Origin of the sequence: Klebsiella sp. HMSC09D12, from assembly GCF_001808475.1 — a bacterium.
GTDB classification, from domain to species: Bacteria; Pseudomonadota; Gammaproteobacteria; order Enterobacterales; family Enterobacteriaceae; genus Klebsiella; species Klebsiella oxytoca.
This window is the reverse complement of the sequence record NZ_KV793508.1, coordinates 52,092-67,278: the sequence shown is the minus strand read 5'-3', so window position 1 is coordinate 67,278 and position 15,187 is coordinate 52,092. Positions and strand designations below refer to the sequence as shown.

Here is a 15,187-nt window from a genome sequence, read left to right as displayed (position 1 = left end):
TTTTCTTACTCGTAACAAGTCATTTCGCTATTCAGAGGGTGATAAATTTTTATCAGCGATGATAGATAATTCTTAGAGGGTCATTTGAGCGAAGGACGATGATCGCAGGAGGGCTTTTTTTGTTGATGAAATGACACGCTTGTTTCTGATATGTTAAATTGGCGGCCGGGTTGTCAGATGAGCATAACGACAGAGCGCAATGAGCTAAGGATGCCGGTAGCAAAGGTAGAAAAATGAAAATCCCGATCCTGGCTCTTCTTTATGTACTTCGGTTGAGTGGCGTCCTCATTCCTGTTTTGGCACTTGCTGATAAAATATCTATTTTCCCGGGAAGCGATGTTGATCATAGAAAACAAAATAATGTGATCCAGTTCAATAATATTTATCTGAGAATAGTGGTTGGTTGCTGCTTATATTGAGGGGCGAAGCTTATCACTCGATTAAGCGCAGGGAGTCGCTGATGTCCAATATACTGGACTCACTTTGTTGTATATGACCGATACGTGAATTTACTGCGCCAACGTGCAGAGCAATTAGGGTGTTATTTGATATGAAATAATAAAATGGCTGCGTCAGTCACGTTACTGTAGGGCTAAATATTATGGTTATCAAACACTCGAATTGAGGGAGCACAAATGGCTTACAGAATGATTTTAAACGAAACCTCTTATTTTGGCCCAGGTTCGATTCGTTGTATCGTAGATGAAGTTAAAAAACGCGGCTTCAAAAAAGCGCTGGTGGTCACGGATAAGGATCTGATTCGTTTTGATGTAGCAACCAGGGTGTTCGCTATCCTCGACGGCGCCGGATTGCCCTACAGCGTCTTTGATGAAGTGGTCCCGAATCCCACGATTGAGGTTGTGCAGCAGGGCGTAGAGGCGTTTAAACAGTCAGGCGCCGACTACCTGATCGCGATCGGCGGCGGCTCGCCGCAGGATACCTGTAAGGCAATAGGCATTATCATTAATAACCCCGAATTTGCCGACGTTCGCAGTCTCGAAGGCGGGGCGGATACGAAAAACGCCGCCGTACCGATGATTGCCATCCCAACGACCGCCGGTACCGCGGCGGAAGTCACCATCAACTACGTAATAACCGACGTACAGAATCGCCGTAAGTTTGTTTGCTACGACCCGCATGATATCCCGGTGGTAGCGATCATCGACGCCGAAATGATGAGCAGCATGCCTGCCAGCCTGAAGGCGGCCACCGGCGTAGATGCCCTGACCCACGCCATTGAAGGCTATATCACTAAAGGCGCATGGGAATTAACCGACATGCTGCATCTGAAGGCCATCGAGGTGATTGGCCGCTCGCTGCGCGCTTCCGTACAGGGCGACGCGCAGGGCGCGGAAGGGATGGCGCTGGGGCAATATATTGCCGGGATGGGTTTCTCCAACGTCGGTCTGGGGCTGGTTCATGGTATGGCTCATCCGCTGGGCGCTTTTTACGGCACGCCGCACGGTGTGGCTAATGCGGTGCTGCTGCCGCATATTATGGCTTATAACGCCGAATTTACCGGCGAGAAGTATCGCGACATCGCGGTTGCGCTTGGTAACAAGTCGGCGGCAACCCTGCCGATTGCCGAAGCGCGTGCCGCGGCAATTGAGGCGGTGGCGCAGCTGAATCGCGACGTCAATATTCCGGCGCGCCTGCGCGACGTGGGAATGAAAGAAGAAGATATTGATGCTCTGGCCGCCGCGGCCCTGGCGGACGTGTGTACCGGCGGCAACCCGCGCGATACCAATCTGGAAGAGATTAAAGCGCTCTATCGGCAGATCTTCTAATTTGCCAATCACAACGAAGCCGGTAAAGGTATCGGCTTCGTTGTTTATCAAGGAACGTTTTCACAGGACGGGCAGAGCGTTAGCCTACGCCCGGCACAATCATTTCCTCAGCTCACGGCGCCAGATACACCTGCGGAACGGCCGCATCGGGATGTTTGCCCGTGCTGACCTCCGCGCCGTACCAGCGGCTGATAATCGGCTGCTGGATCACCTCCTGCGGCGTGCCCTGAGCCACCAGTTTCCCCTGATGCAGCAGCAGAATCCGATCGGCCCATAGCGCTGCGAGGTTCAGATCGTGCAGTACCACGCAGACGTGCAGGCGGCGGCTGCGGGTCAGGCGTTTGAGCAGGCGCAGCAGGTGCTGCTGGTAATAGAGATCCAGCGCCGAAGTGGGTTCATCAAGGAACAGCCAGCCCTCGGGGGCGCCCTCGCACCAAAGCTGCGCCAGGCAGCGGGCCAGCTGCACCCGCTGCTGCTCGCCGCCGGAGAGGGTAGGGTAGCGTCTTCCGGCCAGATGATCGCACCCGGTCTCTTTCATTACCTGGCAGATCATCTCCTGGTTTATCGCGCCGCCCCACGGCGAGCGCCCCATAGCGATAATCGTTTCTATCGGCCAGTCTGCGTGCAACTGGGTGCGTTGCAGCATCACCGCCCGGCGGCGCGAAAGCGTTTCTGCCGACCAGCTCTCCAGCGGTCGGCCTTCCACCACCCGTTGGCCCTCGTCGGGCGTTAAATAACCGGTCAACAGGCGCAGCAGGGTCGATTTACCGGCGCCGTTGGGGCCAATCAATGCCGTCATCTCGCCGCCGCAAAGCTGGAGCGAAACATCATGAATAATCTGCCGGTTACTCAGACGCAGCGAAAGCGAACGCGCACTATAGCGGTTATCCATGAGCCCCTTTCTCCCGACGAAAAATCAGCCACAGAAACCACGGCGCGCCGAGTACGCTGGTCAACAGCCCGACCGGCATCTCGGCGGGAGCGGCAACGGTGCGCGCCAGCGTGTCGGCCAGCAGCAGCAACATTGCGCCGCACAGTAGCGAACCGGGGACCAGGCCGCGGTGGTCCGGCCCCAGCCACATCCGCATCAAATGCGGCACCACCAGTCCGATAAACCCGATAATGCCGCTGATGGCCACCGCTGACGCCACCAGCAATGCGCTGCACAGCAGCAGCAGCCGCTGCAGGGCGCGAACGTTGACGCCGAGATAGTGCGCCTCTTCATCGCCCAGCTGCAGCAGGTTGAGCCGCGAAGCCATCGCCCACACCACCAGCGAGGCCGGGATCATCAGCGTGGCGGCCACCAGCAGCGTCGACCATTCCGCTTGCCCGAGGCTGCCCATCCCCCAGAGGGAAAGCTGGCGCAGCTGGGTATCATTGCTGATCCACGAAAGTACCCCGACCAGCGCGCCGCACAGGGCATTAATGGCGATGCCGACCAGCAGCAGGCGCGAAAGCGAGGCGTCGCCCGCCCGGCTGAGAATAAAAATTACCACCATCACCGCCATGCTGCCGATAAACGCCGCCAGCATCGGGGCGTACAGCGCCACGAGCGCCGGCACCGACAGGGGCAGTACCAGCCAGCAGGCGACCGCCAGCGCCGCGCCGCTACTAATGCCTAGCAGCCCGGGGTCGGCGAGAGGGTTGCGAAACAACCCCTGCATCACGCAGCCGGAAAGCGCCAGCGCGGCGCCGACCAGCAGCGCCAGCAGCACTCGCGGCAAACGAATGGTCAGCCAGATACTCCTCAGGATTTCATCGCCGGAGGGCAACAGGCTGGCTAATGGCAGGCGCATTGCGCCCAGGGTCGTGGCGAGCAGCGTCAGGACAATCAGCAGCAGCGTCATTAACCACAGATGACGGGCAGGGTGGGTGCGCATCAGGGCAGATGCTCCGCTTTTTGCCGTAACGCGAGCACCGCCTGCGGGGTACGCGGGCCAAAGCCGAGCAGGGCCATATCATCTATCACCAGCACCTGCTTATTGCGCCCCGCTGGCGTCTGCGCCAGTCCCGGCAGTTTCCAGAGCCCGGCTTCGCCGCCCATGCCTTTCAGCCCATCGGCGGAGATCACCACCAGGTCCGGTTTACTGGCGATAACGCCCTCCTGCGACATGCTGCGATAATGGTCGAAGCTTTGCATGGCATTCTCTAACCCGGCCGCCCTGATTGCCCCATCCGCTGCGGTTTGTTTCCCGGCCACCATGGTATTCATGCCGCCGTGGCTGAGGATAAACAGCACCCGCTTGTTTACAGGCTGGGAAGGAATTTGCGCGATCTGCTGAAGAAGCTTGTGGCGCAGAGCTTTTCCTTCGCTCTGCTTACCGAGGGCGTCGGCAATCACGTCAATTTTTGCTTCGATTGCCGGAAGGTCGTAGCCGCCCGGCACGTTGACGACCTTAACCTTATTCTCTGCCACCTTTTTCAGCACCAGCGAGGGCTGCGCCTGGGCGCTGGCCAGCACCAGCGTCGGGCGCAGGGAGAGGATCCCCTCGGCATTCAGCTGGCGGATATAACCCACATCCGGCAGGCTCTGCGCGGCGGCAGGCCAGGTGCTGGTGCTGTCTTTCGCCACCAGCTGCCGCTGGGCGTTGAGGGCGTAAACCACCTCCGTGACGTCGCCGCCGAGTGACACAATGCGCTCGGCGGCGGCGCTGGCCAACAGCGGGAGCGCCGCAAGCAATATCAGCCAGCGCTTCATGCGATGAGTCCTTCGGTAGTCAAACGATCGACCTGCGCACGCCACTGCGTCTGCTCCGGATGGCCTTCGCTGCGTTGACCGAACAGCTGTGCGATCTGCGTGCCGTCTTTGGCGAACAGCTCGACGCTGGTGACGTGGCCGTCAGAGGTCGGTTTGCGGGTCACCCAGATTTCATCCACGCTCTCCTCGCGCAGATGCAGGGTAAAAGCGGTGTTGAAGATATTCAGCCAGCCGCGCATCGGAGCGACTTTTTCCAGCGCGCCGGTGAAGATCTGCACGCAGCCGCGGTTGCCGACAAAAATCATGATCTCGTTGCCGTCCTGGCGGATGGTTTCCAGCAGGCCCGGCAGCGTCTGGTTGTCAATGCGGCAGGCGAGGTCGTCGCTGACCAGGCGGAAAGCCTGCTGGCGCGACAGGTTATATTTTCTCAGCAGGCCGAAGAACTGGTGGACGTCGGTCATGGCGCGCCATTCGTTTTCCAGCGCCTCGCCGTCGGCGGAGTCGGCAAATTTCAGCGGATCGGCCGGGCGAATCGCCAGCGGGGCAGGCGATTGCTGCGTCTGCGCGACAATCAGCGCATCCCAGGCCGCCATGTCGGTATTTTCAGTGGTGTAAACCTTGAGCAGCGCGTCGCCGTGCGGATCAAAGAACTGGATGCTCTGGCGGCCGTTGTCGTTCAGGCGAAAAGCGCTGGCCCACTGGCTCAGAAACAGGCGCAGGTCGAGGGCGCGCGGATTGAGCACCAGTCCGGCGTGGCCGCTTAAATGCTGATGGGTAAATTCGCCGACCTGTTCATGCACCGCGTATTCGTTGCGACAGATGCATTTGGTTTCCCCCACGGCTTCCAGTGCCGTCAGGATGGCGCGGGCGTCGTTCTGCAGACGTACGGCGTCGTAGCCCAGGCGGGCTTCGGTTAGCTCCGCTTCGCTAATCCTCATTTCGGCGGCGATATCGCGGGCGTATTTCGCGGAAGATTGCGCTTTCGTGGTCAGGTAGCGTTGCCACAGCGGGGCATGTTGCGGTTGGGTGTTTTGCATAATTCACATCCTTCTCTACGATGAGTTTCCCCGGCGCGCGGCCGGGGAGCAGGTTTCTTATTATTGGCCGGTCAGAAATCGACGTTCACGCCCAACTGCCAGGTACGGCCAGGCATCACCGCCAGCGCTCTGTCGTTGGCGTCCTGATTCGTCGCCGTTTCGATATTGCGGCTGCTCAGATAATCCCAGTATTTACGATCGGTAATGTTGTAAACGCCGCCGTTCAGGCGCACGTTCTTCGCGACCTGCCAGTACGCGGTCCAGTCCAGCATGCCGTAGCCCGGAACGCGCATATATTCGTTGGTCGAATCGGTAATGGCGGAACCGGTGTTGGTATAGCTTTCACGGTTGGTAGCGGTGGCGCGCTTGCCCTTAACAAAGGTGGCGGTCAGCGCGGTGCCGTACACTTTTGCCGGATCGTCCCACGCCACGCCGACGATAGCCTTCATTGGCGCGACGCTATCGAGGTCAACGTACTTGTCGCCGCTGTAGCTGGATTTCGATTGCCCCTCGCTATAACCGTAAGCGAGAGTGGCGCTCAGGCCGTTAACCTCTTCAAACCAGGTGCCAAAGTTGAATTTAGCGCTGATTTCGCCGCCGTAGATATAGGCTTTATCGCGGTTTTCCGCCTGGTAAATGGTGTAGATGTTCGACGGAACGCTGGCGAACTGCAGCGGGTTATTGGCGCGGGTGTAGCGGGTATAGGCGATAAAGTTCTTATAGGTGTTATAGAACAGCGCGGTGCGCATGGTGATGCCTTCCGTCACTTCGCCTTTCATCCCCCACTCAACGTTATCGCTGGTTTCGGTTTTCAAATCGGTGTTGCCGATCAGCGCATACTGGGCGCGTCCGGCGTAGCTGGAGCCGAGGTTCCAGGAACCGTACAGCTGGCTGGCGTTAGGGAACTGCGCGCCGCGCTGATACTGCAGATAAGTCATCAGGCGCGGAGTGATATCGTACTGCAAGACCAGCGACGGCAGCGCCTGAGTATCAGCGTTCTTACCGTACAGATTTGACACGTCGGAACCGGTCAGTACGCTGCTGTTGTTGGCCAAATCGGAGACGTTTTCCGGTTTGGTCGACTGATGCATCACACGAATGCCCGGGATCACCGCGAAGTTATGGCCGTCGAGATCGAAGTTAATTTTGTCCTGCAGGAAGCCCGCAACGATATAGCCGCGGCTATCGGCGTCCGGCTGCATAATCTGGCTATAAGCGCTTGGGGTTGGCGACTGGGTTAACGGCCGCTGGGTTTTCGTCGTGCTGGCGTTAAAACCGGCGCTCAGATCGTGGCGGCCAATTGATTTTGCCAGCGCGCTCTGAATACCCCAGGTGTCGGTGTCATAGTCGGAGCTCACCGTTTGCATCGCACGGGTGATGCTGTCCGGCATATAGGTCCAGTCGTGGGCCTCGGTATGCTGGTAGTAGACTTTAGTCGATACGCTGTCGATATAATCATTCATCGGCGTCCAGTCATCTTTCAGGCTCAGGCCCCAGCGACGGGTCTGACTGGTCTGGTTTGACGTGCCGATAACGCTGTTGCCGCTGGAGTCCCAGGCGTCGTAATGGGTGTGGTTCGTTTTATGGTAATAATCGAAGGTGCTGGTGAACTTATGCTCGTCATTGGGCTGCCAGATCCCGGAGGCCATAAAGGCGTCCGAGTGCCAGTTTGCCGGATAGGAATCAACGGTCCCGCTGTTATTTTCCGTCTCCTGACCGTCGCGACGGCTGTAGACGAAGATCCCGCGCAGGGTCTCGTCGCCGCCGGCAACGGTGACGCCGTTGTGCCAGCTGCGATCGGATGAGTCGTAGCCGCTGCGGTAGCCGAAGGCGCTGGTTTTGCCCGGATGCAGATAGTCATCCGCAGATTTCGGACGGAAAGAGACGTTGCCGCCGATGGCGCTGTTGGCGGTTTCTGTTGATGTCGCCCCGGACTGAATATCAATGCTGCCGTACATATAGGGGTCAATATAGTCGCGACCCATACCGAAGGTATTGAGGCCCGCGCGGCTGGCGTAGCTGCGTCCGGTGGCGTTCGGCTGGGCAATGCCGTCGACGTCGATCCCGACGCGGTTGCTCTCCATGCCGCGAATATTGTAGCCGGTATAGCCGCCGCGGTCGAAGCCGCTTTTGCCGTTGCCGGAACCGCCGCTGGCGCCGGTGGCGCTAATCAGCGGCTCGTAGCGCATGATCGAGCCAAAGTCGTTGGCCCCTTTATCCTGCAGCTCCTGAGCGCTGATCGAATGTTCGCTGCCCGCTTTCAGCAACGGCGCCGGCGCGGTAACGGTCATCCGTTCCGAGCTGTCATCAGTCGATGCGCTGCTGGTGGTTTTCGCGGTGGTATCAGCCGCCCCGGCGGAAGTCTGATAAATTGCTGTAAGCAAAGAAGTCACCAGCAGGCTTTTCTTGAACCATGCTGTTGATTGAGTGGAGTTATACATAGTAGCCACGCCTTAATCATTATTAGTATTGGCTCACGCGTTACTTCCAGAGTGCAGGTGTGTCCCGTTATTCCGTTACTGGACGTTTTTTCTCCATGCTTGTTGATTGCGAATGGTAATGATAGGTATTATCGTTTGCAACAAAATAATCATGTATTCTTCAATTAATCTGCAAGTTGTTTACAATTTGCCCTTTTACTGACAGCGAGAAGCCGATGAGCCACAAAGCCGCGATTACCATTACCTACTGTTCGCAGTGCAACTGGATGCTGCGCGCCAGCTGGATGGCCCAGGAGCTGCTGCACAGCTTTAGCACCGACATCGCTTCGGTCACGCTGGTGCCGGGGACCGGCGGGATCTTCGTGGTCGCCGTTGATGATGTGCAAATCTGGGAGCGCAAGCAGGACGGAGGTTTCCCCGATGCGGCGGAGCTCAAGCGCCGGGTACGCGATGTATGCTTCCCGGAAAAACCGCTGGGGCACCTGGACAAGCCGGCATAATCCTCAGGGAGTATGGGGCTGCATCGCCCTCTCTGAATGTGTATTATGAATACATCTTTTTCGGGAGGAACAGGCGATGGCGGGCAAACGTATTGCGCGGGAAAAAAAGACCATTAGCAGCATGATCGCGCTCTACCAGCGCCGCTGCCCGGAGGCCCGTGACGATACCGAACACTATCAGGCGCTCAACGCCTATGCCGACAAGCGGCTGGATAGGTGCGTATTTGGCGAAGAAAAGCCGGCCTGCAAGCAGTGCCCGGTGCACTGCTATCAGCCCGCGAAACGCGAAGAGATGAAGCAGATTATGCGCTGGGCGGGGCCGAGGATGCTCTGGCGGCATCCGATCCTGACGATTCGCCACCTGATCGATGATAAACGCCCGGTGCCGGAGTTACCGGAAAAGTATCGACCCAAAAAGCCGCAATAAACTCCCCGGCTTGCGCTGCGCTTAGCCGGGCTACAATTCGTGCGGTCTGTAGCCCGGATAAGGCGTCAGCCGCGATCCGGGGCCTCGCTGGCCTAAAAAATGGCGAATTTTCCCCGGAGGCGATGCTGCGCATCTGTCCGGGCTACGTCCTACGGGAGAGGTAGGCCGGATAAGGCGTCAGCCGCGATCCGGGGCCTCGCCGGAACGGGCTGTGGTCTGACTATCGCGAACCGACGTCCAGACAAACGCGATAACGAACAGGACGGTAAACAGCACCACAATGGTCGGCGCCGGGGCGCTGTCGAGATAAAACGACAGCCACACGCCGCCCAGCGAACAGCTTAACGCTATCGCCACCGCCAGCAGCAGGGCGCTGACAAAACGTCGCGTCAGCAGCAGAGCGATCGCCCCCGGCGCTATCAGCAGCGAAATCGACAAAATGATCCCCACCGCTTTCAGCGTCGCCACGATGGTCAGCGCAATCATGCACAGTAGCCCATAATGCAGCAGCCCGCAGTGCAATCCGCTGGCCTTCGCTTGCTGCGGGTCAAAGGCGTGCAGCAGAAAATCACGCCACTTAAACCCGATAATTAGTGCTATTCCCAGTGCGATCAGCGACGTTTGCGCAATATCGCCGGCGGAAATTCCCAGCATATCGCCAAACAGAATATGATCGAGATGCACCTCCGACTGAATCGACACGTACAGCACCAGGCCCGCGCCAAACATCCCGGAAAACACGATGCCCATGATCGTATCGCGTTTAATGCGGCTGTTATCGTCGAGATAGCCTGTGGCGATGGCGCAGAATAACCCGGCGATAAACGCGCCGATGGCGAAGGGGATACCGAGGATATACGCTACCACTACCCCCGGAAAAACCGCGTGGCTCATGGCATCGCCCATCAGCGCCCAGCCTTTGAGCACCAAAAAGACCGACAGCAGCGCGCAGGGGACGGCAACGATCGCCGCCACCAGCATGGCGTTGACCATAAAGGAGAACTGAAAAGGTTCAAGCAGCGCGCTCAGCATGAGGCCTCCCTGGCGCGGCGACGGCTGGCGAGCAGGCCGTGCTTCGGCGCGAAAACAAAAGCGGCTAAAAACAGCAGCGTCTGGGCGACGACGATAATCCCGCCGGTCGCCCCGTCCAGATAGTAGCTCAGCCAGGCGCCGAAAAAGCTGGTCAGGCTGCCAATCGCAACGGCAATCGCCAGCAAGCGCGGGAAGCGATCGGTCAACAGCCAGGCGGTGGCACCGGGCGTCACTACCAGACAAATCACCAGAAACGCGCCGACGGTTTGCAGCGCCGCCACGGTACAGGCCGCCAGCAGGGTAAAGAACAGCAGCTTTAACCCGCTGGTGTTGAGGCCAATCGAACGAGCGTGGCTTTCATCGAAAAAGGTCACCATCAGGTCTTTCCACTTCAGCAGCAGAATCGCCATCGAAATAAAGCCAATCGCCGCCAGCTGAATAATATCCTCCGGGGCAATTGCCAGAATATTGCCGAGAATAATGGTCTGGATATTCACCGAGGTCGGATTCAGCGACACCATAAACAGGCCAATACCGAAAAAAGAGGAGAAGATCAGGCCGATAATCGCGTCTTCCTTCAGCTTCGAGCGCTGGTTAAGAAACAGCATGCTGCCTGCGGCCAGCCCGCCGGAAAGAAACGCCCCCAGCGCAAAGGGCAGACCGAGCATATAAGCGCCCGCCACGCCGGGGACAATGGAGTGGGAGAGGGCGTCGCCAATCAGCGACCAGCCTTTGAGCATCAAGTAGCAAGAGAGAAATGCGCACACCCCGCCTACCAGGGCCGAAACCCACATCGCATTCAGCATATAGTGATAACTAAACGGCTCCAGCAGCCAGCTCATCTTTCGCCCCCCGCCGCCCGGCGGCTGATAAATGGCCGCTCATCGTCGGTAATAATCCGCTCTTCCGCGCCGCTCAGCACCACGTGGCGCAGCACGCCGCTAAACGCCAGCTCGAGGTTTTCAGCGGTAAAGGTGCTTTCCGTCGGGCCGCTGGCCAGCACGGTGCCTTTGACCATCACCGTGTAGTCGCAGAATTCGCTTACCGAACCGAGGTTGTGAGTGGAAACCAGCATGGTGCAGCCTTCGTCGCGCAATTCCCGCAGCAGCTCGATGATGCGCGCTTCGGTCTGCACGTCGACGCCGGTAAAGGGTTCATCCAGCAGGATGACTTTTCCCTGCTGAGCGATAGCGCGGGCCAGAAAGACGCGTTTTTTCTGGCCGCCGGAGAGTTCGCCGATCTGGCGATGGCGGTACTCGCTCATGCCGACCCGCGCCAGGGCGGCGTCGACAATCTCATGGTCACGCGGTTTGGCCCGCCGCAGCCAGCCCATATGGCCGTAGCGCCCCATCATTACCACATCCTCCACCAGTACCGGGAAGGACCAGTCCACCTCTTCCGCCTGCGGAACGTAGGCGACGAGATTCTGCCGCAGAGCGCGATTAACCGGCTGACCGAGAATCGCAATATCGCCCTTTCCGACGCGCACAAAGCCCATCAGCGCTTTAAACAGCGTCGATTTTCCCGAGCCGTTCACGCCGACCAGCGCGGCGATAGAGCTGCGCGGGACGCAGAACGAGGCATCGCGCAGCGCGGTGTGGCCGTTGCGGTAGGTGACGCTGACGTTGTTGACCGCGAGGCCCGGCTGCTCATGGCTCATGCCTGTTTCCTTAGTCCGTCGTTGATGCCCTGGACGATGGTTTGGGTCGTAACGCGCAGCAGGTCGAGGTAGGTCGGCACCGGGCCATCGGCGGTACTCAGGGAGTCGACGTACAGGACGCCGCCGTAGTGGGCGCCGGCTTCCCGGGCCACCTGACGCGCCGGTTTATCGGAAATGGTGCTTTCGCTAAAAATGGTCGGGATGCGCTCTTTCTTCATGGTGTCGATGGTTTTGCGCACCTGCTGCGGGGTACCCTGCTGGTCGGCGTTGATCGGCCACAGATAGAGCTCCTGCAGGCCGTTATCGCGGGCCAGGTAAGAAAACGCGCCCTCGCTGGTCACCAGCCAGCGCTTATCCTGCGGCAGCTTCGCCAGTTCCGCCTTCAGCGGCGCCATGGTCTGACGGATCTTCTCTTTGTATGCTTCGGCGTTGTGGCGATAGGCGTTGGCGTTTGCAGGATCGTATTTCACCAGCGCGTCGCGAATATTATCGACATAGATCAGCGCGTTGTCCGCCGACATCCACGCGTGCGGGTTGGGTTTGCCGTTATACGGCCCTTCGCTGATGCCCATCGGCTGAATGCCGTTACTGACCACCACTTCCGGTACGCCGTTTAAGTGCTGATAGAAGCGGGCGAACCACAGTTCAAGATTCAGGCCGTTGGCGAGGATGAGCTGCGCACCCTGCGCGCGTTTGATATCCCCGGGGGTCGGCTGATATTCATGGATCTCGGCCCCCGGTTTGGTGATGGAGCTGACGTCGGCGGCGTCGCCCGCGACGTTTTGCGCCATGTCGGCGATCACCGTGAAGGTGGTAATCACTTTAAATTTCTCTTTGGCCTGGACGGGGGCGACGGCCAGCAGCGCCAGAGTCGCGGCAAACATCAGATGCTTCAAAGGTGGCAGGTGCAGCATAAGGTCCCTCACAACGTTGCGGTTAATTAATCATCATTTATAGCCATTGCTATGTTATATAGCATAAGCTATTTATAAATGAAAATAATTCTTATTTAGATGTGAGGCGAATGATTAGCGTTGAAACCAGCGGCGCGTGCGGAAAAGGCCCGGCCAAAGGGCCGGGCGCTAAAATCAGGAGAGATCGGCCACCGACTGGCGGGGGATCAGGCGGCCCGCCAGCGTGCGCCCTTCGGGAGAGAAGGCGGGGCGCTCGTCAATCAGGTTGCGGATACGCTGCAGGCAGTTCTCCATCAGCTGCTCCAGCGGCCAGGAGATACAGGTCAGCGGCGGATTCAGCAGCGAGGCGAGGGGAGAATCCTCCAGGCTCAGCAGCGAAACCTCCTGCGGTACGGCGATGTTGAATTCGCGCAGCAGGCGCATCGCTTCGGCGGCGTAGCGGTCGCGTTTCACGATAATCACCGAGTATTTGCTGAAGCTGTTGATCAGCGTCAGCAGCGCCTGTTCAACGTTGTCGTTGGCCGCCAGCATCAGCTGCCGGTTAAAAGGGATGGAGTAGTTTTGCAGGACGTTGCGATAGCCTTCGAGCATCTGGCGGCTGGCGTCATCGCTGTCGCTATCAATAAGCAGAGCGATATTGCGATGGCCTTTGCCGATCACGTAGCGGCAGGCGCTTTCGGTAGCAAAAGCGTAGTCATAGCCCTGATTATTGACCCCGGCAATGCTGAAACGGTCAAAAGAGATCACGTTGCGCGGCGCATCCGCCGGGACGGCGCCGAGTACCACTACCGCCACGCACTGACGCTGTAGATCATCGACGACCGCCGCCTGTTCCGCCGCATCCGTGACGTACTGAACAATCAGGTTCTTATTCAGCCCCTTCAGCGCTAATGAAAGCATCGGCAGCAGGCGCGCGCCGCTGCTTTCATCGTTTGCCGGGATCACCAGCCCCACGTGATTGGATGTTTGACTGGCGAGGTTTTGCGCGGCAAAGCTCGGGCGGTAGTTAAGTTCTTCTACCGCGCGCAGCACCGCTTCCCGGCTCTCTTCGCGCACGCCCCGGGTGCCGGTCAGCACGCGGGATACCGTCGCTCGGGAGACATTCGCTAATCTTGAAACATCATCAATGGTTGGCATGGCTTTTTCTGTCTGAATATTTTCGCCTAGCTTAGCATACCTGCTGAAAAAAGTGTCTACCGGCGAGGGCCTTCAGCAGCGGCCAGAACCGGCAGCCAGGCCGCGCCGCGCACGCCGCTGGCGTCGCCGAAGCGCGCCTTTTTGATCTGCGTTCGGCAGCTGTCGGAAAAGAGATACGGGACGATGGCCGACGGCAGCTGCTCGTAGATTTGCCCGACGTTGGAGAGCCCGCCGCCCAACACAATCACCTGCGGATCGAGGATATTGATTACCGAGGCCAGGCTGCGGGCGAAAGCGTCAATAAAATGCCACCAGTGGGCCAGCGCCTGCGGTTCGCCGTTTTGCGCGGCGGCGATAATCGCTTCCGCAGGCGCCTGTTCGCCGTAGCGGCGGGCAAAGCCGGTGCCGGAAATAAAGCTTTCGATGCAGTTCTCTTTGCCACAGTAGCAGGGCTGCGCCGGACCGTCGCGCTCGGGGCAATAGCCCGGCAGAGGATTGTGTCCCCACTCGCCAACGATGGCGTTAGGCCCGCTGAGTAGCCGTTGGTTCACCGCGATGCCGCCGCCGCAGCCGGTACCGATAATAACGCCGAATACGGTCGTTGCCCCCGCGCCCGCGCCGTCCACCGCTTCAGAGAGGGTGAAGCAGTCGGCATCGTTCGCCATCCATACCGGTTGACCAAGTTCCCGCATCAGGTCATGACGCAGGTCGTGGCCGTTGAGCACCAGACAGTTACAGTTTTTAATCAGGCCGCTTTGCGGGTCGATAGCCCCCGGTAGGCCGATGCCGATAGTAAACGGCCGTTCGCTCCAGTCGCTGACGGTCGCAATCAGCCCGAGCAGCTGCTGCATAAACGCCTGATAGCTCTCTTTATGCGTCGGACGGCGCTGGCGATAGACGCATTCGCCCGCCGCGTTGAGCAGGACGGCTTCCATTTTGGTGCCGCCAATGTCTAAACCCAGATGTAGCATAGTTATCCTTAATCGTGGTCGACGGTTTCCCGGGCCGCGACGTTATCCGCGATGCCAGCCGGTTTTCTCCGGGAGGGCGCTACGCGTGCAGTCCGGGTAGCCCGGCTAAGCGCAGCGCGAGCCGGGAAGTCAGCCAGGTGACATGAGCATTTACCGTTTTCCCGGGTTGCGGCGTCAACGCCTTACCCGGGCTACGTCATCCGCGATGCAGGCCGGTTTTCTTCTCTCCCCTGGAGAGGGGAGCCCTACGCGTGCAGCGGCCGCGAGCGGTAAATGGCGATCAGTTCGCCGATCAGCTCTTTCGCCAGAATCGAGGTCATCAGATGATCCTGAGCGTGAACCATCACCAGGGTCATTTTGGTTTTACCCTCGCCTTCGTCGGCTTCAATCAGCTGGGTCTGTACCCGATGCGCTTCGCGGGCAAAATGCGCCGCTTCTTTCATTTTTTCGTCGGCGGCGGCGAAGTCCCCCGCTTTAGCGCAGCTCAGCGCTTCGTAGCACAGGCTGCGCGACTGCCCGGCGTTGATGATAATACCCATCACCTGTTCTTCTAATTCCATGACAAACCTCTGAATAGTATGAA

The 15,187-nt window shown here is 58.7% G+C and carries 15 protein-coding genes; 3 read left to right on the top strand and 12 right to left on the bottom strand.

Annotation, left to right across the window (positions count from 1 at the left end; translation table 11 throughout):
- The first annotated feature begins 635 nt into the window (after window positions 1-635).
- Window positions 636-1,787, top strand: a complete 1,152-nt coding sequence (gene fucO, locus HMPREF3178_RS26710; RefSeq protein WP_004104888.1) for a lactaldehyde reductase — start codon at window positions 636-638, stop codon at window positions 1,785-1,787.
- 112 nt (window positions 1,788-1,899) lie between these two features.
- Here fucO and HMPREF3178_RS26705 read toward each other — a convergent pair whose 3' ends face one another.
- From HMPREF3178_RS26705 to HMPREF3178_RS26685, 5 genes are all read right to left on the bottom strand, one after another.
- Window positions 1,900-2,679, bottom strand: a complete 780-nt coding sequence (locus tag HMPREF3178_RS26705) for a heme ABC transporter ATP-binding protein (protein ID WP_017145499.1) — start codon at window positions 2,677-2,679, stop codon at window positions 1,900-1,902.
- The gene (locus tag HMPREF3178_RS26700; protein ID WP_004104885.1) at window positions 2,672-3,667 is read right to left on the bottom strand and encodes a FecCD family ABC transporter permease; all 996 of its coding nucleotides are present in this window, start codon (window positions 3,665-3,667) and stop codon (window positions 2,672-2,674) included. Before HMPREF3178_RS26700 ends, HMPREF3178_RS26705 begins: the two co-directional genes overlap by 8 nt.
- Entirely contained in the window at window positions 3,667-4,485 is an 819-nt protein-coding gene (locus HMPREF3178_RS26695; protein ID WP_004114781.1) for a heme/hemin ABC transporter substrate-binding protein, read from the bottom strand. Before HMPREF3178_RS26695 ends, HMPREF3178_RS26700 begins: the two co-directional genes overlap by 1 nt.
- Window positions 4,482-5,522 carry a hemin-degrading factor gene (locus HMPREF3178_RS26690; protein WP_017145500.1) on the bottom strand — a complete coding sequence of 347 codons (1,041 nt, stop codon included), beginning with the start codon at window positions 5,520-5,522 and terminating at the stop codon, window positions 4,482-4,484. Before HMPREF3178_RS26690 ends, HMPREF3178_RS26695 begins: the two co-directional genes overlap by 4 nt.
- Window positions 5,523-5,593: 71 nt before the next feature.
- The gene (locus tag HMPREF3178_RS26685; protein ID WP_017145501.1) at window positions 5,594-7,963 is read right to left on the bottom strand and encodes a TonB-dependent receptor domain-containing protein; all 2,370 of its coding nucleotides are present in this window, start codon (window positions 7,961-7,963) and stop codon (window positions 5,594-5,596) included.
- A gap of 215 nt (window positions 7,964-8,178) precedes the next feature.
- Here HMPREF3178_RS26685 and HMPREF3178_RS26680 point away from each other — a divergent pair, with 215 nt between their 5' ends.
- Complete coding sequence (locus HMPREF3178_RS26680) at window positions 8,179-8,463, top strand: Rdx family protein (protein WP_004104881.1); 285 nt, start codon at window positions 8,179-8,181, stop codon at window positions 8,461-8,463.
- Window positions 8,464-8,539: 76 nt separating this feature from the next.
- On the top strand, window positions 8,540-8,890 hold the full coding sequence (locus HMPREF3178_RS26675) for a nitrous oxide-stimulated promoter family protein (protein WP_004104880.1): 351 nt from the start codon (window positions 8,540-8,542) through the stop codon (window positions 8,888-8,890).
- 177 nt (window positions 8,891-9,067) lie between these two features.
- On the opposite strand, the gene sitD is transcribed toward HMPREF3178_RS26675, so the two are convergent.
- The 7 genes from sitD to HMPREF3178_RS26640 form a co-directional block, all read right to left on the bottom strand.
- The gene (gene sitD, locus HMPREF3178_RS26670; RefSeq protein ID WP_017145502.1) at window positions 9,068-9,922 is read right to left on the bottom strand and encodes an iron/manganese ABC transporter permease subunit SitD; all 855 of its coding nucleotides are present in this window, start codon (window positions 9,920-9,922) and stop codon (window positions 9,068-9,070) included.
- Window positions 9,916-10,764, bottom strand: a complete 849-nt coding sequence (gene sitC / locus HMPREF3178_RS26665) for an iron/manganese ABC transporter permease subunit SitC (RefSeq protein ID WP_004104878.1) — start codon at window positions 10,762-10,764, stop codon at window positions 9,916-9,918. Before sitC ends, sitD begins: the two co-directional genes overlap by 7 nt.
- On the bottom strand, window positions 10,761-11,582 hold the full coding sequence (locus tag HMPREF3178_RS26660) for a manganese/iron ABC transporter ATP-binding protein (protein ID WP_004104877.1): 822 nt from the start codon (window positions 11,580-11,582) through the stop codon (window positions 10,761-10,763). The genes sitC and HMPREF3178_RS26660 overlap by 4 nt, the downstream gene beginning before the upstream one ends.
- A complete protein-coding gene (locus HMPREF3178_RS26655; RefSeq protein ID WP_004114775.1) occupies window positions 11,579-12,496 on the bottom strand; it encodes a metal ABC transporter substrate-binding protein in 918 nt (305 codons plus the stop codon). The genes HMPREF3178_RS26660 and HMPREF3178_RS26655 overlap by 4 nt, the downstream gene beginning before the upstream one ends.
- 174 nt (window positions 12,497-12,670) lie before the next feature.
- The gene (locus HMPREF3178_RS26650; protein ID WP_004104875.1) at window positions 12,671-13,633 is read right to left on the bottom strand and encodes a LacI family DNA-binding transcriptional regulator; all 963 of its coding nucleotides are present in this window, start codon (window positions 13,631-13,633) and stop codon (window positions 12,671-12,673) included.
- 56 nt (window positions 13,634-13,689) lie between these two features.
- Window positions 13,690-14,604, bottom strand: a complete 915-nt coding sequence (locus HMPREF3178_RS26645) for an ROK family protein (RefSeq protein ID WP_004114773.1) — start codon at window positions 14,602-14,604, stop codon at window positions 13,690-13,692.
- Window positions 14,605-14,849: 245 nt separating this feature from the next.
- On the bottom strand, window positions 14,850-15,164 hold the full coding sequence (locus HMPREF3178_RS26640; protein ID WP_004104873.1) for a PTS lactose/cellobiose transporter subunit IIA: 315 nt from the start codon (window positions 15,162-15,164) through the stop codon (window positions 14,850-14,852).
- Window positions 15,165-15,187: the final 23 nt, after the last annotated feature.